Below are 17170 nucleotides of genomic sequence, written 5' to 3' on the forward strand. Positions count from 1 at the left end.
AGTTGCGCCAGCTTGTTATAAGCGCCGCGAATCTTGAACGAGAACACCGGCTGCAGATCTTCGCGCTTGAGCAGCACCTGATTGCCCAACCGCTCGGAAAGCTGACGCGCGCCGTGCAGCGGCGTCTCGATGGCGACGTCGTAGACGCGCGAGGTGAGGATTTTCTTGACGTACTGTTCAAGCATCGGGACGACATCACTGGCGGAAAGGGCAAGACCGGCAAGTCTACCCCGCACTCCGATGCACGACCATACGAATGACGGGGCTTTACGCCGCGCTCGCCGCTATAATGCGGGCCCTTTTGCACACCTCTGGCACCGTGGAGCCCGCATGACCCAGGATCAACTCAAACAGGCAGTCGCCCAGGCAGCTGTCGATTTCATCCTTCCGAAGCTCGACGACAAGAGCATTGTGGGCGTCGGCACCGGCTCCACGGCCAACTGCTTCATCGACGCGCTGGCCAAACACAAGGCTGCCTTCGACGGCGCCGTCGCCAGCTCCGAAGCCACCGCTGCACGGCTCAAGGGCCACGGCATTCCAGTGTATGAACTCAACACAGTCAGCGATCTGGAGTTCTATATCGACGGCGCGGACGAGAGCGACGAGCACCTGAACCTGATCAAGGGCGGCGGCGCAGCCCTGACCCGCGAGAAGATCGTGGCGGCTGTCGCCAAGACCTTCATCTGCATCGCCGACGGCAGCAAACTGGTGCCGGTGCTGGGTGCATTTCCGCTGCCGGTTGAAGTCATCCCGATGGCCCGCAGTCATGTAGCGCGCCAACTGGTCAAGCTGGGCGGCGACCCGGTCTACCGTGAAGGCGTGCTGACCGATAACGGCAACATCATTCTCGACGTGCACAACATGAGCATCACCAACCCGGTGGAGCTCGAAGCACAGATCAATGGCATCGTTGGCGTGGTCACCAATGGCCTGTTCGCTGCCCGCCCGGCGGATCTGCTGTTGCTGGGTACCGCCGAAGGCGTAAAAACCCTGACCCGCTAAGCGTCACGGCTTGAAGAAGTGCCCACCTTGCGTGGGCACTTTTGTTTCAACTGGCTAACGTTTCGCAGGGTTATGGCTTGCGAAACACATAGAACAGATTCGGCTCGCTCACCAGATACAACACTTCATCATCGTCCATGGCCACGCCTTCCGCCTGCGGCACGGTCTTGCTCAAGCCCATCTGCCCTTTCTTCAGCGAGCTACTGCCAATCGGACGGCCATCGATATCCAGTTCGACGATCTGCCTGGACTCATCGGACAATGCCAGCAAGTGGCCGCTGTTCTGGTCGAACTGCAGGCTGGAAAGATCGCGCACGAACAGACCGGCGTCGCGTTTGCTGTCGGAAATAACCTGAAGATTGCTTGGGCCGTCGGCATTCGTCTTGGGGAAGCCGCGCACCTCGATGATCTGCACCGGATCACGCTCGCGGGCGACGAACAGACGCTCACGGTGCCGGTCATAGGCCAGACCTTCATAACCCTTGTTGCCGCCCGCGTTGAGCCCCAGCGTCAGTTGTTCGGCATTGGCCGCATCCACCGACTGGGTGCTGTCATCGATGTGCACCTTGATCAAGCGCTGCTGGCGCTCGTCGCTGATCACGTACACGCCAGGACTGATGTACTCGACCGCTTCTGCATCCCCGAAACCGATCAACTTGATGCGTCGCAGGATGTGCCCATCGAGACTCAACTCGACCATTTCGGCGTTCTGGTTGGTCACCGTGAACAGACTTTTACGATCAGGATCGTAGCTCAGGCCCGAAACGTCGTCTGTCAGCCCGTCGATAACCTGCCCTTCGATCACCGCCTGGTATTGATCAAGGCCGATGGCTTCCTGCGAATCGGACTGCCAGAACATCTGCCAGTCGAACTGAGCACGCTCCACGAAACGGTACCGCTGGTTGGCGATGGAAAACAGCACGGCGATCAACGGTACGAGGATGACAAGCAGGAGCAAAGAGCGGGTAGAGCGACGCATTGGGGTGACTCGAAAAGGTTGAGCGGGCGGCATTGATAGCACGCCATTCTGAAAACAAGCTTAATGGCGTAGTGCTACTTTTTTACCAAGTATGTGTCGCCGTCCTGGCTCAGTGTTTGCGAAACGAATAGAACAGGTTCGGTTCGCTCACCATGTACAACGTTCCTGCCTCATCCAGCGCAACGCCTTCAGCACGCGGAATCGTTTCTTTCAGGCCATTCATGCCACCCAGCAAGGTCATGAAGCTGACCTGTTCGCCCTGCTCGTCCACTTCCAGCAGCAGATGCGAATCCGCCGACAGCGCCAGCATGTGACCGGTGCGCGGGTCGATACTCAACGACGACAGGTTGCGCATGTCCAGCGAACGGCTTGGCAGCTTTTGTTTCTCGCCCTTGAGCACGTCACTGCCATCGCTTTTCCAGGTGTACAGCGCAGCAGGCCGTTCTTCGCCCAGTATCAGCTGTTGGCGACGCGGATCCCAGGCAATGCCCTCGAAACCCTTGTTCTGGTTGTCGGATTTGCCCAGATCGTATTTCGGGAAGTCCTCGATGTTCAGCGTCGTGGTCTCTGCCGTGACCTTGACGATGGTCAGTTGATGCTGACGCTCGTCGGTGATGGCGATCAGTCCGTCGTTCATCACTGCCACGCCCTCTGGATTGCTCCAGCCGACCAGCGGGATCTTGCGCAGCACATCACCCGTAAGCGTCAGCTCGACCAGAAAGGCGTTCTTGCCCATAACGGCGAACAGGGTCTTGGTGATCGGGTTATAAGACAGGTCCGACGCCTCGTCCTTTTCCATGCCGGGCAACGCTTTGGCATCGATATCTACATGGTAGTCCGGCAACCAGATGCTCGCGCTGCGGCCCGCCTTGTTCTCGAAACTTTCCTGAACCCAGAGCACAGCGCGATCATCCCAGTGCATCGCAAAGGCCAGGCCGTAACCCATGATGACCGCCAGCAACAGCCACGAATACCAGCGCAGGCTCCGAATGAAGGCAAAGCGTTTCTTGGAGGCAGGCAGCGTTTGGGCAGGAAGGGGCATTCAAGGTGTTCCCGAGCAGAGGTAACGTCGACAGGGCTTATCGCCCTTGAAGGGCCGGCAGGATTATCCAGAACAGGTGTGAAAAAAACGCAAATCGGCATGAACTATTACCCAGCGGACAAACAAAAGCCACCCGGACGTTAATCCGGATGGCTTTCGGTGAGCGCTTTTCGAAACGCTTAGCGAACGACGCTCTCGAATGGCGTCTGGCCGCCCAGTTCAAGAACGATCTGGTCACCGGCTTCGAACGGCCCTACGCCCGCTGGCGTGCCAGTCATGATGATGTCACCGGCCTGAAGGGAGAAGTTGGCCGCCATGTGCTGGATCATCGGCACGATCGGGTTGAGCATCAGGCTGCTGTTGCCGTCCTGGACAACCTTGCCGTTGATGGTCAGACGAATGCCGATGTCGGTCAGGTCCGGAAAGGTCTCGGCCGGCACGAACGGTGCGATGACCGCAGCGCCATCGAAGCACTTGGCCAGTTCCCACGGCAGACCTTTCTCACGCAGACGCGACTGCACGTCACGCAGGGTCAGGTCCAGACCTGGGGCAAAACCGCTGATGGCATCCAGCACTTCTTCGCGGGATGGATTCTTGGTCAACGGCTTGCCGATCAGTACCACGATTTCGGCTTCGTAATGCACCGAACCACGGTCGGCTGGAATGGTGAAACCGCCTTCCAGTGCAACCACCGCGCTGCCCGGCTTCATGAAGATCAACGGCTCGGTGGGAACCGGGTTGCCCAACTCTTTGGCGTGCTCAGCGTAATTGCGACCGATACACACCACTTTGCCCAGCGGAAAGTGGATATTCGTTCCATCGACATATTTGTGCTGGTAGCTCATGACGTCTCCTGAGTCTGATAAAGGCGGTTTTTATAAGGTTTTATAACGCGTTGTGAAACGTTACGACAGTCGTCAAACAGCGAATATCTTGCCGGGGTTCATGATGCCGTTCGGATCGAAGATCGCTTTCATGGCTTTCATGTACTCGATTTCGACCGGCGAGCGGCTGTAGGTCAGGTAGTCGCGCTTGGTCATGCCGACGCCGTGCTCGGCGGAAATCGAGCCGTTGTATTTCTCGACCGTCTCGAACACCCACTTGTTGACGCGGGCGCATTTGACGAAGAACTCGTCCTTGTCGAGGTTTTCCGGCTTGAGGATGTTCAGGTGCAGGTTGCCGTCGCCGATATGGCCATACCAGAGCACGTCGAAGTCGGGGTAGTGTTCGCCGACAATGGCGTCAATTTCAGCCAGGAACTGTGGCACTTTCGAGACAGTGACCGAGATATCGTTCTTGTAGGGCGTGAAGTGCGAGATGGTTTCGGAGATGTACTCGCGCAGCTTCCACAGATTGCGCAATTGCTGCTCGCTCTGGCTCATCACGCCATCCAGCACCCAGCCCTGTTCGACGCAGTGTTCGAAAGTCGCCAGCGCCTGATTGGCCAGATCCTCGGTGGTGGCTTCGAATTCCAGCAATACGTAGAACGGGCACGGCGTATCGAACGGCGAAGGCACGTCACCCCGCGCCATGACCCGGGCGAAGGATTTGTCGGAGAAGAATTCAAAAGCCGTCAGGTCGAGCTTGCCGTGGAAGGCATGCAGCACCGGCATGATCGAATTGAAGTCGGTGGTGCCGAGCACCATGGCGGTCAGGTTTCGCGGGGCACGGTCCAGACGCATGGTGGCTTCGACCACGAAGCCCAGCGTGCCCTCGGCACCGATGAACAACTGGCGAAGATCGTAACCGGTGGCGTTCTTGATCAGGTCCTTGTTCAGTTCCAGCAGATCGCCCTTGCCGGTCACGACCTTGAGGCCCGCGACCCAGTTGCGCGTCATGCCGTAGCGAATGACCTTGATCCCGCCCGCATTGGTACCGATGTTGCCGCCAATCTGGCTGGAGCCTGACGAGGCGAAGTCGACCGGGTAATACAGCCCGTTTTCTTCAGCCGTTGTCTGCAATTGCCGGGTGATCACGCCCGGCTGGCAGACGGCCGTGCGATCCGTCAGGTTGAGGTCCAGAATCCGGTTCATGTAGTCGAACGAAACCACCACCTCGCCGTTGGCCGCCACCGCAGCGGCCGAGAGCCCGGTTCTGCCGCCCGAAGGCACCAGCGCGACCAGACGCTCGTTGGCCCAGCGCACGATGGCCTGCACCTGTTCGATGGTCTTGGGAAACACGATGGCCAGCGGGGCCGGGATGAATTGTTTGGTCCAGTCCTTGCCGTAAGTCTGCAGGGAATCCTCGTCGATCAGCACTTTGCCGGGGTCGACCAGGGTCTTGAGCTCATCAATCAAAGCGGGATGGGTCATGGACTCAACTCTCGAACAATTCATGGGCATCCTGAGAACGGTTCACGTTCAAGAATGGGGTTTCGCGGGGGGCTTATGCTAGCATACGCCCCCCGTGAACAGCGCCTGACGCCGTTTCGGCCACCCCCTGCCAATTTTCTCCGGGACACAGGTTTACGCAGATGAGCAAGACTTCCCTCGACAAGAGCAAGATCAAGTTCCTTCTTCTCGAAGGCGTCCATCAATCCGCCGTCGACGTCCTCAAGGCAGCCGGTTACACCAGCATCGAGTACCACACCAAGTCTCTGCCGGAAGCCGAGCTGAAGGAAAAGATCGCCGACGCTCATTTCATCGGTATCCGCTCCCGCACCCAACTGACCGAAGAAATGTTCGATTGCGCCAAGAAACTGGTCGCGGTCGGCTGCTTCTGCATCGGCACCAACCAGGTTGACCTGGGCGCGGCTCGTGAGCGCGGTATCGCGGTGTTCAACGCGCCGTACTCCAACACCCGTTCGGTCGCCGAACTGGTACTGGCCGAGGCCATCCTGCTGCTGCGCGGCATCCCCGAGAAGAATGCGTCCTGCCACCGTGGCGGCTGGATCAAGAGCGCTGCCAACTCGTTCGAAATCCGTGGCAAGAAGCTGGGCATCATCGGCTACGGCTCGATCGGTACGCAGTTGTCGGTTCTGGCTGAAAGCCTGGGCATGCAGGTGTTCTTCTTCGACCCGCTGACCAAGCTGCCACTGGGCAACGCAACCCAGGTCACCAGCCTGAACGAACTGCTGGGTCTGGCCGACATCGTTTCCCTGCACGTGCCTGAGCTGCCGTCCACCCAGTGGATGATCGGCGAGAAGGAAATTCGTGCCATGAAGAAAGGCGCGATCCTGATCAACGCGGCGCGCGGCACCGTGGTCGAGCTGGACGCCCTGGCTGATGCAATCAAGGACAAGCACCTGATCGGCGCGGCCATCGACGTGTTCCCGGTCGAGCCACGCTCGAACGACGACATCTTCGAAAGCCCGCTGCGTGGCCTGGACAACGTGATTCTGACCCCGCACATCGGTGGTTCCACTGCCGAAGCGCAGGCCAACATCGGACTGGAAGTGGCAGAAAAGCTGGTCAAGTACAGCGACAACGGCACCTCGGTGTCCTCGGTCAACTTCCCGGAAGTGGCACTGCCCGCTCACCCTGGCAAGCACCGCCTGCTGCACATCCACGAAAACATCCCCGGCGTGCTCAGCGAGATCAACAAGGTCTTCGCCGAGAACGGCATCAACATCTCCGGTCAGTTCCTGCAGACCAACGAGAAAGTCGGTTACGTGGTGATCGACGTCGACGCCGAATACTCGGATCTGGCGCAAGAGAAGCTGCAGCACATCAAAGGCACTATCCGCAGCCGCGTTCTGTTCTGATAGCCCTGCTGCATTGAAAAAGGAGACCTTCGGGTCTCCTTTTTTGTGGGTCGGCTGTCAGTGACGCAGCAGTTTGCGCAACGGCACGCCGTCTTTCATGACCGGGGATTTGATGACGATGTAGCTGAAGTACTTGGAGATGCCGATGTTCTTGTCCAGCAGTTCTTCGATCACTTCCTGATAGTGCTGAATGCTGCGGGTCATGAAGCGCACCAAATAGTCGTAGCCGCCGCTGATCAAGTGACACTCCAGCACTTCGTCCACATGACGGATGTTGGCTTCAAACTTGGCGAAGTCTTCGCGCTTGTGGTCACTGAGGGATATTTCCGTGAACACCGTGACCGATTCGGTGATCTTTGCGAGATTCAGGTGCGCCTTGTAGCTGGAAATGTAACCTGCCGACTCCAGGCGCTTGACGCGTTGCAGGCAGGGGCTCGCTGACAGCCCGACGGCATCGGCGAGACTGACGTTGGTCATGCGCCCGTCTTTCTGGAGTTCTACCAGGATATTGATATCAATCCGATCCAGTTTGACCAAGCCTTCCATTACCTACCTCGTGTTGTGCCGTTCACAGTGCCTACCTTCTAGCAAAATCAGCGCCGTAAGGACAGCTGATGCTGAGCGACTAGATCGGCCATGCTGTTGATACAGATGTCTGCCGGACATGGCTGGCTGTGTTGCGCACGGCTTCTGCGGATCAGACAGAGACCGCCGTTGCCCAACGCAGTGGCGGGCGGACGCGATACCACGAGGGTTTCGGCAGGGTCCAGGTCCATCCCGGCGAGCCATTGCGGATCGTCCAGTGGATGCGTCGTCAGCGACAGCAGACTGTCAGGCTCAAGCCCCAGCCGCTCGCAGAGCAGACCTCGGTCCTGCAGATCACGATCGGCGTAGACCAGCAGTCGATAGAACTTGCGCAGATAGAGCATGGCGCCTGGAGCGTCTTCGAACAGCGTCCAGTTGGGTACCGAACGGGCGAAGGTCATGCCCTCCTCCCAACTGGTCTTGATGCCCAGTCGCTCGGCCAGTTGGCGATGGGCAAAACACAACAGGCCACTGAAGCCCAGTTCATCAAAACGCGGATAGAGCGTGGCGATGACCGCGTTGAATTCGGTCAGCACAGCATCCCGGTCCGGTGCGGACATGGCGTTGTCCAGCAGCGGCTGCAAGGCGGTCCACACCCCGGAGTCGCGATCCACCAGAACTTCATCACAATCGATCAGCAGTGCGCGGTAATCAATAAGCCCCATGGCAGGCAACGTCTCCTTTCCAACAGTGAACCACGGCGCCCGGTCGCAGCGTCTTGCAACGCCATGACCGGGCCTGGGCTCAGTTGGATTTCAATACTCGTGCCAGCGCGGCGTCGAGGATGGTCAGTGCTTCGTCAATCTGCTGCTCAGTGGTCACCAGCGGTGCCAGGAAGCGCAACACGTTGCGGTACACGCCGCACTTGATCACCAGCAGTCCGCCGATGCGTGCCTGATCGATGATTTTCGAGTTGAGGTCGGCGTCGGGGCTGCGCTGGGCGTCATCCTTGACCATTTCCATGGCCAGCATGAAGCCGGTGCCGCGCACATCACCGATGCAGCTGTAACGCTCTTTCAGCTTGAGCAGCCCGGCACGCAGGTGCTGACCCAGTTGCTCGCCACGCGCCAGCAGATTTTCCTGTTCGTAGGTGTCGATGACCGCCAGCGCGGCGGCGCAGGACAGCGCATTACCGCCGTAGGTGCCGCCCAGACCGCCCGGAAGCGGTGCGTCCATGATCTCGGCGCGACCGACCACGCCCGACAACGGCATGCCGCCCGCCAGGCTCTTGGCGACAGTGACCAGATCCGGCTGGATCCCGGCGTGCTCGAAACCGAACCACTTGCCGGTACGACCGAAACCGGTCTGGATTTCATCCAGGATCAGCACGATGCCGTGCTGCTCGGTCAGCGCCCGCAGCGCTTTCAGAAACTCGACCGGAGCGGTCAGAAAACCACCGTCGCCCTGCACAGGCTCGATGAGAATGGCCGCCACGCGATCAGGCGCAACCTGGGTCGCCAGCAATTCATGCAGCGCAGCCAACGCCATTTCGCTGGTGACACCGCGGTACTCGTTCGGGTACGGGGTGTGAAACACTTCGGGCGCCATCGGCCCGAAGTTCTGCTTGTACGGCTGGCTCATGCCGGTCAGCGTGGTGCCGAGCAGCGTACGACCGTGAAAGCCGCCACGGAATGAAATGATCGCCGGGCGATTGGTATGAGCGCGGGCGATTTTTACCGAGTTTTCCACCGCTTCGGCACCGGACGTGAAGAACACAGCCTTGTGATCGATGCCGCTCTGGCCTGCAACCAGCAGACTCAGGCGCTTGGCCAGATCCACATAAGGCTGGTAGGACGCCACCTGAAAACAGGCATGGGTGACTTTTTCCAGTTGGCCCTGAATGGCCTTCACCACGTTCGGGTGGTTGTGACCGATGTTCAGCACGCCGATGCCACCCACGAAGTCCAGGTAACGCTTGCCGTCGACGTCCCACATCTCGGAACCCTGCGCGCGGTCGATGACCAGCGGGTGGGCCGTGACAATGCCGCGCGGCACGAACTGATCGCGCTGACGGAGCAGATGAGGTGTTTCGTCGACTTTGCTGTTCATGGTTTTACCTATAGTGAGCCAGGCAACCGGCGGGTGGCTGCGATGCTGTTCAGGTTAAGCGTTCGGCGAAACGATCTAAGCCGAACTTGGCCCCTCAGAAGTCCATATCGACTGTTTTTCACCGTGCAAACGGCAGATTCCTTCACGCCCTCGAAGGCCCGGTCAATCTGCCGCAAAACGCTTTTTTTCAGCGCGTACAGCGCTTGAGAACGGGCCTTTCAACAGATCGTGCTTCACAGTTGCGGCAAGATGGAGCCCCACTCTCATACTCAGGAAAAGCCCATGCCCGCCTTCCTCTACAAAGCCGATCCTGCACGCGCCGAACGCTGGCGATTGCTGTTCGCCGAGCACGCGCCGGACATCGAATGGCGGGAATGGCCGAACATCGGTAACCCCGAGGACGTTCATTATCTGGGCGCCTGGCTGGCACCGGATGATCTGCAGGAAGTGCTGCCGAACCTGAAGGTGTTGTTCGCCTTGTCGGCAGGGGTCGATCAACTGGACCTGAGCCGTATCCCCAAATCGCTGCCGGTCGCGCGCCTGCTCGATCCGGGCATCAGCCGGGGCATGTGCGAGTACGCGACGTTTGCGGTACTGAGTCTGCACCGCGACATGCTGCGCTATCGGCAACAACAGGTAGAAGGACGCTGGAAATCGCATCCATTGACGCCCGCTCATAAACGTCGAGTGGGTGTCATGGGGCTGGGCCTGCAGGCGCAGCAGATTCTGTCGAGCCTCAAGCCATTCGGTTTCGAGCTGTCAGGCTGGGCACGCAGCGAGCATCACATCGAGGGCGTGAAATGCCATGCTGGTGAAGAGCAGCTCCCAACCTTCTTGGGTCAATGCGACATTCTGCTGTGCGTGCTGCCGTTGACCGGGCACACCGAAGGCATCCTCAATCGCAGGCTGTTCGAGCAACTGCCGCAAGGCGCTGCGCTGATCAACATGGGCCGCGGCGGGCATCTGGTGGAAAACGATCTGCTGGCAGCGCTGGACAGTGGCCAGCTTAGCGCGGCGGTACTGGACGTGATGCAACAGGAGCCCGCGCCTGCGGATCACCCGTTCTGGACGCATCCGAATATCCTGCTGACACCGCACGTGGCGGCCATGACCCAGCCGGAAAGCGCGTTTCCCGGACTGCTGGACAATATTCGACGCTTCGAGCGTGGCGAAGTCATGAAGGGTCAGGTGGATCGCGGCCAGGGTTACTGAACCACGAGCCGCTTCGCTTACCGACAGGCATGAAGGGTTTGTCTTACAATGGCGCTCGTTCAACCGAGAGCCTCGTCATGACCCGCACCGCCGCCCCGCGCAAACCCCGAGCACGCAGCCAGGCCAGAATCGACTCGATTCTGGACGCGGCCCGCACGCTACTGGCGTCGGAAGGCGTGGCCAGCCTGTCGATCTACAGCGTCGCGGAACGCGCCGGCATTCCTCCGTCGTCGGTCTATCACTTCTTCGCCAGCGTGCCCGCTTTGCTTGAAGCGCTGACGGCAGACATTCACGCGGCGTTCCGGGCCTCCCTGCAAGCCCCTATCGAACATGATTCGCTCGACAACTGGCGAGACCTGTCGCGGGTGGTGGAGATGCGCATGCTGGACATCTACAACGCCGACGCCGCCGCACGCCAGTTGATCCTGGCGCAGCACGGCCTGACCGAGATCAATCAGGCTGACCGTCAGCACGACATTGAACTGGGCCACTTGATGCTCGAGGTGTTCAACCGCCACTTCCACCTGCCCGCGCTGCCGGACGACGTGGACGTGTTCGCACTGGCCATGGAGCTAGGCGACCGGGTGTATGCCCGGTCGGTGCAACTGCACGGTGAGATTACCCCGCGCATGGCGGTGGAAGGGATGCGGGTGTTTGATGCGTATGTGGGGTTGTACTTGCCGGTTTATTTGCCGAAGAGATCTGTTTGAGAGCCCTTATTGACGAATGGTGGCCACTTCACTAGACGTCTGGGCATAAGTTTCTATCCTTCTGTTCGCAGCGTTCAGCAGAGACAGATTCTCATCAAACGCTGCTTGGCTGAAGCCTGGCTTTGACCGATTTGCATCCATATATTCGTTATTCAGTTTTCTGTATGCGGCCTCCCGAAGCGTTGCTCGGGCATCGAGTCGTCCGAGCAGATAAGGATCTGCCCCAAGCAAACTGTTGGTAACAGCAAAACTTTCCATTGCAGACTCATATTCCCTTTTTGCTTTTTTGACCTTGGCGGCTCCATCATCCCGTAGCGCATTGCGCTTTCTGGACCGGCCTGGTTTCGCAACAGAAGGCGAGGTTACATTGACTTCGGAAGACGGTATTGGCTGAGTGGGTGATCGCGAGGCAACAGAGGCTGTACTGGCAACCGTTGATGAAACGGGAACCCCGTTGCCCACTCCGGGAACGGCGTGCCCTGCAGGTAATGACCCCATCACTCTTGGCAGCGAAGAATGTTCAGCCCCAAAAACCATTGCGCGCTTGGCAGGCTGCATCTTAAGTAATGCTAAATACCTGGGCATATGCCCTGTCGGATCATCAAAATTAACCGGGTCCCCCTGACAATAGGCATACGCATTCAAGCCCCCCTCCTCGAACGGACTCAGGCTGTCCGGACTGTTGAACCGCATTAACACCGGGTTGAACGCTCGATAACCGTTGCCCAGCAAATAATGACCGGTCACGGGATCGCAGCGCTCACCGGTAAAGCCCATCAATGAGGCCGTATTGACTTCAGCGAGGTGATATCCGTAAGGCGTATAGGCCATCGGTTCCGGGCCGGAACTGCCCAACTTATTGAGCACAGAGCGCTGTTGATCGGTGGCAAGAAAATTGACGATGGTGTCAGCATTTTCGACCTTTGCCTGGGCCAGCAGCAGATCGTCATGCTGAAAAATAATGCGCTTCACGGAGCCTTGGATTTCAGTCGCCAAACGGCTTTTCCGGTAAAAGCGCCGTAGCTCGGGCTGCGCTGCGGACTCGCTGGCGGTCAGTCGATCCTGCGCATCGTAGCGATAGCGGCAGAGCAATGTGCGCTCGAGGAATGCCATGTTGAGCCCTCCAAGAGCAACAGACGCTCAGCATCCTGCAAACCGGGCACAGGCGACACCTGTCAAAACTGCTAGCCCGGTCCCTAACGCCGACCAACAGCCGCTTCCTGCAGAGCCGACAGGCGCACACTTTACAGCGTGGCGTTTCGATGATTGGCTGGCGAAGGCAATGTCTTTCCAGAAACCATGGATGACCACGTCAATACATCCACTCTTTATGATGAGGGAACATCATGAGTCATCAAGACAAGCAATCCAAAGGCCCCCTGCTGGACACCGGTTTTGGTGAAGGCGGCATATCCAGACTGAAGGCTCTGGGGACCGGCATCGTGTATGCGGTCGAACAACGCTCGGACGAAAAAATCATTTCATGCTTTTCCGACGCCTCTCAATGCGGCCTCGTCTGTCTTTCTGACGCTGGAAAGCTGGACACATCGTACGGAGATTCAGGCTACATAATCCCGCAATTCGATGCGTCGAACTTTGCCTGGGTTTTCAATCAGGTTATTACGTTGCCGGATGAAAAATACCTGCTATGCCCTGTGGCTCATGGAGCCAGTGCGTTGGGTCTGGCCCGCGTCGACAAATCTGGCAAACTGGATTCAACGTTCGGGGGTAATCAAAACGGGTTTATCGTTCAATACCTGCCTTTGGAATCACAAGGAAAAGCGGGTTCTGCAAGCACGCCAGTCAGGCCCGATCCGCCCGTCGAACCGGAAGCTGGCGTTCTTCAGGCCGCCATGTCTCAACAAGCGGCTGCGAGCAGTTCAAAACACCTGTCAGATTCAGGCGTTATCGTTTACGCCACCCTTCAAAACCTCCCCGATGCCTACGTTCTGAGATACACCGATCAAGGTGCACTGGACGCATCGTTCGGAGACGGCGGCGTTACCACAATCAGGCACGCATCAGCCGGTGGGCTTGTGGGTTTGAGAAACCAGCTGACATTGAAGGACGGCCAACATCTCATTTGGGGATCCATGCAGAAACTTGTTGAGGGTAAATACGCGTCAACAGGCTTCATCGCTCGTCTGAATGCAGATGGCTCAGTTGACACCGGTTATGGCGCAGCGGGCTACTTGATGTTCGATCCCGCGCCGGGTGAAAACGCAACAGTGCGCTATATCGTTGATTTACGGCCTGATGACGATGGCGGCTACTGGGGCTTTGGTAATGCGTCCCCGGCTGACGTAAAGAGCTATCAAGGTGCCTTGTTCAAACTGAACGCGGATGGACTTCCAGACAGCCAGTTCAGTGGTGGCCGTCCAATGCTTTATTCAATCGATGAGTCGGCAACCCTGCTGTACGGCATCGAAATTGATGCGCTCAAGCGGCTCATCATTGGCGGAAGTTTTTGGCAGGGCACCAATAATGGTGCGGGATTTGTCGCACGCCTGTTGCCTGATGGCACTGCCGATAAGTCTTTTACCGACTCTGGATGGGCCAAGTCGGAAATGGGCAGTCAGGATCGAATTACCGCTCTGAAGCTACAGGAAGATGGAGCATTACTGGTGGGTGGCAATGTGGACATCAGTCACCCCGTTGTAGCACGATTTACACTGCCTTCTTGAGTGTATGCCCGGTCTTTGCAAGCAGGGCGAGAGGTCTTTCATGAGCACCTCAACCTGCCGAGCACAATGATAAAAACCCCGAAGGGTCTTCACCGTTCGGGGTCGGGTGTTTAAGCGTGTTCACAGTTTGGCGATCGAGACCTCTGTGGATTTCACGAAAGCAATCACTTCGCTGCCCACCACCAGCTCCAGCTCTTTGACCGAGCGGGTGGTGATCACCGACGTCACGACGCCGGACGCGGTCTGTACATCGATTTCGGACAGCACGTCACCGTGGACGATTTCCTTGATGGTGCCCTTGAACTGGTTGCGAACGTTGATGGCTTTGATAGTCATGGCAGGTCTTCCTTTGGGGATCGGAGTTAAGTCGCCCAACGCAGTTGCGTGGGCAAGGGTGAAGAAGGTTCAGGCTCAGGCGGCGAGCCGGGAATGGCCAGCACCTGATTGAGGACTTGGGTTTCAAGCGCCGCGAGACGATGCGAGCCACGCGCTCTTGGGCGTGGCAGATCGATCAGCAGGTCGAGGCCGATGCGTCCTTCTTCGATCAGGATCACGCGGTCGGCAATGGCAACGGCTTCGCTGACATCGTGCGTCACCAGCAGCACAGTGAAGCCATGCTGGTGCCACAGTTTTTCGATCAGTTGCTGCATTTCGATGCGCGTCAACGCATCCAGCGCACCCAGCGGTTCGTCGAGCAACAGCAGGCGCGGCTTGTGAATCAAAGCCCGCGCCAGTGCGACGCGCTGCTTCTGTCCACCGGACAATGCGGCGGGCCATTCGTTGGCGCGCTCGGCCAGACCGACCGCTTCCAGCGCTTCGAGAGCCTGTCCGCGCCAGTCGCCCGTCAGGCCAAGGCCTACGTTGTCGATAATCTTTTTCCACGGCAGCAGACGTGCTTCCTGAAACATCAGGCGCGTGTCTTCGCGGGCGTCGCCAAGCGGTGCGGAGCCTGCAAGCAGCGCGCCTTGAGTCGGGCTGTCGAGTCCGGCCAGCAGGCGCAGCAAGGTACTTTTGCCGCAGCCGCTGCGACCGACCACGGCCACGAACTGTCCCGCCGGAATGTGCAGGTCGATGTCCTTGAGCACTTCACGCGAGCCGAACGCCTTCTTGATGTTCTGAATCGCCAGTGGAATGCCGCGCAACAGATGTGCCGGTTGTTGTTTCAGATTGCTCATGCGGCACCGCCTTTGCTGACTTGATAGGCCGGGTGCCAGCGCAGGCAGACCCGTTCCAGACCCCGCGCCGCCAGGTCGGCGAGCTTGCCGAGCACGGCGTACAGCACGATTGCCAGCACCACGATGTCGGTTTGCAGAAACTCACGGGCGTTCATTGCCAGATAGCCGATGCCGGAGCTGGCCGAGATGGTTTCAGCCACGATCAGCGTCAGCCACATGAAGCCCAGCGCGAAGCGCACGCCGACCAAGATCGAAGGCATGGCGCCTGGCAGGATCACATGGCGAAACAGGCTGAAGCCGGACAGGCCATAGCTGCGCGACATTTCCACCAAGGCCGGGTCGATATTGCGAATGCCGTGATAGGTGTTCAGGTAGATCGGGAACAGCGTGCCCAGCGCCACCAGAAAGATCTTGGCGGTTTCATCGATGCCGAACCACAGAATCACTAGCGGGATGAGCGCAAGGTGCGGCACGTTACGGATCATCTGCACCGAGCTGTCCAGCAGGCGCTCGCCCCACTTGCTCAGGCCGGTGATGAAGCCCAGCGCCAGGCCGATACCGCCGCCGATCACAAAGCCCAAACCTGCACGCCAGCCGCTGATGGCCAGGTGTGTCCAGATTTCACCGCTGGAAACCAGCGTCACACCGGCTTCGATGACAGCGCTGGGTGCAGGCAGAATACGTGTGGATAACCAGCCGGCGCTGACCGACAGTTGCCAGACCGCCAGCAGCAAAACAGGTAACGCCCAGGGCGCCAGCCGGTGAATGAGGCGTTGCGAAGCACTGAGGCTCATGGAGTGGTCTCCTAGAAGGGCCTGTGGATCACTGTGCTTGAGCAACAGCAGCGGGTGGCGTCCAGACCACATCAGCAATGCTGAGCGGCTTGGGAATCAATTTGAGCTGAAAGAAGGCGTCGGCAATCTTCTGCTGGGCCGCGACCACGGGCGGCGTGATGAACAGCGCGCCGTAGCCCTGACGCTTGACCGAGGTCAGCGTGATATCGGCTGGCAGCCCCAGCAGCGGCGCAACCTGTTTGGTCACTTCCTCGGGATTGGCCTTTGACCACTCGCCCACCGCACGCACTTCTTCGATCAGCGCCTGAATCACCTTGGGGTTTTTCTGCGCATAGGGTTTGGTCGCGAGATAGAACTGGTGGTTGTCGACGATGCCGGAACCGTCTCTCAGGGTACGCGCCTGCAATTGTTTCTCGGCAGCGGCCTGGTACGGGTCCCAGATGACCCAGGCGTCGACACTGCCGCGTTCGAAGGCGGCACGGGCGTCGGCGGGCGGCAGGAACACGGTCTGGATATCGGAATACTTCAGGCCTGCATCTTCCAGCGCGCGGACCAACAGGTAATGCACGTTGGAGCCCTTGTTGAGGACGACTTTTTTGCCCTTGAGGTCCTTGACCGAGGTGATCGGAGAATCCTTGGGCACCAGAATCGCCTCGCTGGTCGGCGCTGGCGGCTCGTAGGCCACATAGAGCAGGTCGGCACCGGCCGCCTGTGCGAATACTGGCGGCGTTTCGCCGGTGACACCGAAGTCGATGGAGCCGACGTTCAGGCCCTCCAGCAATTGCGGGCCGCCGGGGAATTCAGTCCACTGCACCTTCACGCCCTGCTCGGCCAGACGCTTTTCCAGCGAACCCTTGGCTTTTAGCAGTACCAGCGTGCCGTATTTCTGATAGCCGATACGCAGGTCCTCGGCCTGAGCCTGGCTCAGGGCACCGAACGTGACTGCTGCAGCCAACAGAGCGGCCAGACCTCGACGCAAAATGACAGTGCGCATGGCGCGCTCCTTTACCGGGTTTTGGGTGGCGGGGACCGCCGGAATGAAGGAGACAGTAACAGTGATTTTTTATATCTATAAATCTCATTTATTCATTTGGTTATTCCATATGGAGATATACAGAGCGTCGCTTTGAACCCATCTTGAATCTGGACGTACCGTGTCGCTTCAAGCCCGGACGCAGAACGTCCTGAGCGGCATTCCCACGCGGAGCGTAGGAACGATCAGCGTGATCTCAAGC

The 17170-nt window shown here is 58.7% G+C and carries 18 protein-coding genes; 5 read left to right on the forward strand and 13 right to left on the reverse strand.

Annotation, left to right across the window (positions count from 1 at the left end; translation table 11 throughout):
• Positions 1–185 (reverse strand): pyridoxal-phosphate dependent enzyme (locus tag QRN20_RS25170; protein WP_122503556.1); only part of this gene is annotated, 185 nt, incomplete at its 3' end.
• Between the two features lie 145 nt (positions 186–330).
• Between QRN20_RS25170 and rpiA the strand changes: the two genes are divergently transcribed.
• Positions 331–1002: a ribose-5-phosphate isomerase RpiA gene (rpiA, locus tag QRN20_RS25175; protein ID WP_096767303.1), complete on the forward strand. Its 672-nt coding sequence runs from the start codon at positions 331–333 to the stop codon at positions 1000–1002.
• Between the two features lie 70 nt (positions 1003–1072).
• On the opposite strand, the gene QRN20_RS25180 is transcribed toward rpiA, so the two are convergent.
• The 4 genes from QRN20_RS25180 to QRN20_RS25195 all read right to left on the reverse strand — a co-directional run bounded on the left by QRN20_RS25180 (position 1073) and on the right by QRN20_RS25195 (position 5335).
• Positions 1073–1981 (reverse strand): SdiA-regulated domain-containing protein, encoded by a 909-nt coding sequence (locus tag QRN20_RS25180; protein WP_163003927.1) that lies wholly within the window; start codon positions 1979–1981, stop codon positions 1073–1075.
• A 109-nt stretch (positions 1982–2090) separates the two neighbouring features.
• Complete coding sequence (locus tag QRN20_RS25185; protein ID WP_096767305.1) at positions 2091–3023, reverse strand: SdiA-regulated domain-containing protein; 933 nt, start codon at positions 3021–3023, stop codon at positions 2091–2093.
• 179 nt (positions 3024–3202) lie between these two features.
• Positions 3203–3868, reverse strand: a complete 666-nt coding sequence (locus QRN20_RS25190) for a fumarylacetoacetate hydrolase family protein (RefSeq protein WP_029243862.1) — start codon at positions 3866–3868, stop codon at positions 3203–3205.
• A gap of 72 nt (positions 3869–3940) precedes the next feature.
• Positions 3941–5335 (reverse strand): D-2-hydroxyglutarate dehydrogenase, encoded by a 1395-nt coding sequence (locus QRN20_RS25195; RefSeq protein ID WP_058432789.1) that lies wholly within the window; start codon positions 5333–5335, stop codon positions 3941–3943.
• 161 nt (positions 5336–5496) lie between these two features.
• On the opposite strand from QRN20_RS25195, the gene serA reads away from it, so the two are divergent.
• Positions 5497–6726 carry a phosphoglycerate dehydrogenase gene (gene serA / locus QRN20_RS25200; RefSeq protein WP_004882828.1) on the forward strand — a complete coding sequence of 410 codons (1230 nt, stop codon included), beginning with the start codon at positions 5497–5499 and terminating at the stop codon, positions 6724–6726.
• Positions 6727–6783: 57 nt separating this feature from the next.
• On the opposite strand, the gene QRN20_RS25205 is transcribed toward serA, so the two are convergent.
• From QRN20_RS25205 to gabT, 3 genes are all read right to left on the reverse strand, one after another.
• A complete protein-coding gene (locus tag QRN20_RS25205) occupies positions 6784–7272 on the reverse strand; it encodes an Lrp/AsnC family transcriptional regulator (RefSeq protein ID WP_002555947.1) in 489 nt (162 codons plus the stop codon).
• 47 nt (positions 7273–7319) lie between these two features.
• Positions 7320–7976 carry an HAD family hydrolase gene (locus QRN20_RS25210; protein WP_058432788.1) on the reverse strand — a complete coding sequence of 219 codons (657 nt, stop codon included), beginning with the start codon at positions 7974–7976 and terminating at the stop codon, positions 7320–7322.
• Between the two features lie 79 nt (positions 7977–8055).
• On the reverse strand, positions 8056–9360 hold the full coding sequence (gabT, locus tag QRN20_RS25215; protein ID WP_122517961.1) for a 4-aminobutyrate--2-oxoglutarate transaminase: 1305 nt from the start codon (positions 9358–9360) through the stop codon (positions 8056–8058).
• 282 nt (positions 9361–9642) lie between these two features.
• On the opposite strand from gabT, the gene QRN20_RS25220 reads away from it, so the two are divergent.
• Positions 9643–10572: a 2-hydroxyacid dehydrogenase gene (locus QRN20_RS25220; RefSeq protein WP_122425617.1), complete on the forward strand. Its 930-nt coding sequence runs from the start codon at positions 9643–9645 to the stop codon at positions 10570–10572.
• 77 nt (positions 10573–10649) lie between these two features.
• On the forward strand, positions 10650–11282 hold the full coding sequence (locus tag QRN20_RS25225; RefSeq protein ID WP_073169270.1) for a TetR/AcrR family transcriptional regulator: 633 nt from the start codon (positions 10650–10652) through the stop codon (positions 11280–11282).
• Between the two features lie 6 nt (positions 11283–11288).
• Here the strand turns inward: QRN20_RS25225 and QRN20_RS25230 are convergent, their stop codons facing one another.
• Positions 11289–12395, reverse strand: coding sequence for an RHS repeat-associated core domain-containing protein (locus QRN20_RS25230; protein ID WP_122425616.1), 1107 nt, complete (start codon positions 12393–12395; stop codon positions 11289–11291).
• A gap of 233 nt (positions 12396–12628) precedes the next feature.
• Here QRN20_RS25230 and QRN20_RS25235 point away from each other — a divergent pair, with 233 nt between their 5' ends.
• Positions 12629–13966 carry a delta-60 repeat domain-containing protein gene (locus QRN20_RS25235; protein ID WP_122425615.1) on the forward strand — a complete coding sequence of 446 codons (1338 nt, stop codon included), beginning with the start codon at positions 12629–12631 and terminating at the stop codon, positions 13964–13966.
• Between the two features lie 120 nt (positions 13967–14086).
• Here the strand turns inward: QRN20_RS25235 and QRN20_RS25240 are convergent, their stop codons facing one another.
• Genes QRN20_RS25240 through QRN20_RS25255 form a run of 4 tightly spaced genes read right to left on the reverse strand, consistent with a single transcriptional unit; the run spans position 14087 to position 16929 of the window.
• Positions 14087–14302 (reverse strand): TOBE domain-containing protein, encoded by a 216-nt coding sequence (locus QRN20_RS25240; protein ID WP_002555770.1) that lies wholly within the window; start codon positions 14300–14302, stop codon positions 14087–14089.
• A gap of 26 nt (positions 14303–14328) precedes the next feature.
• Complete coding sequence (ssuB, locus tag QRN20_RS25245; protein ID WP_088236195.1) at positions 14329–15141, reverse strand: aliphatic sulfonates ABC transporter ATP-binding protein; 813 nt, start codon at positions 15139–15141, stop codon at positions 14329–14331.
• Complete coding sequence (ssuC, locus tag QRN20_RS25250) at positions 15138–15935, reverse strand: aliphatic sulfonate ABC transporter permease SsuC (RefSeq protein ID WP_004882835.1); 798 nt, start codon at positions 15933–15935, stop codon at positions 15138–15140. Before ssuC ends, ssuB begins: the two co-directional genes overlap by 4 nt.
• A 28-nt stretch (positions 15936–15963) precedes the next feature.
• Positions 15964–16929 (reverse strand): sulfonate ABC transporter substrate-binding protein, encoded by a 966-nt coding sequence (locus QRN20_RS25255; protein WP_058432785.1) that lies wholly within the window; start codon positions 16927–16929, stop codon positions 15964–15966.
• Between the last annotated feature and the right edge of the window lie 241 nt (positions 16930–17170).

The sequence above is a fragment of the Pseudomonas sp. fls2-241-TYG-175 genome (genome assembly GCF_030209155.1).
Classification (GTDB): domain Bacteria; phylum Pseudomonadota; class Gammaproteobacteria; order Pseudomonadales; family Pseudomonadaceae; genus Aquipseudomonas; species Aquipseudomonas viridiflava.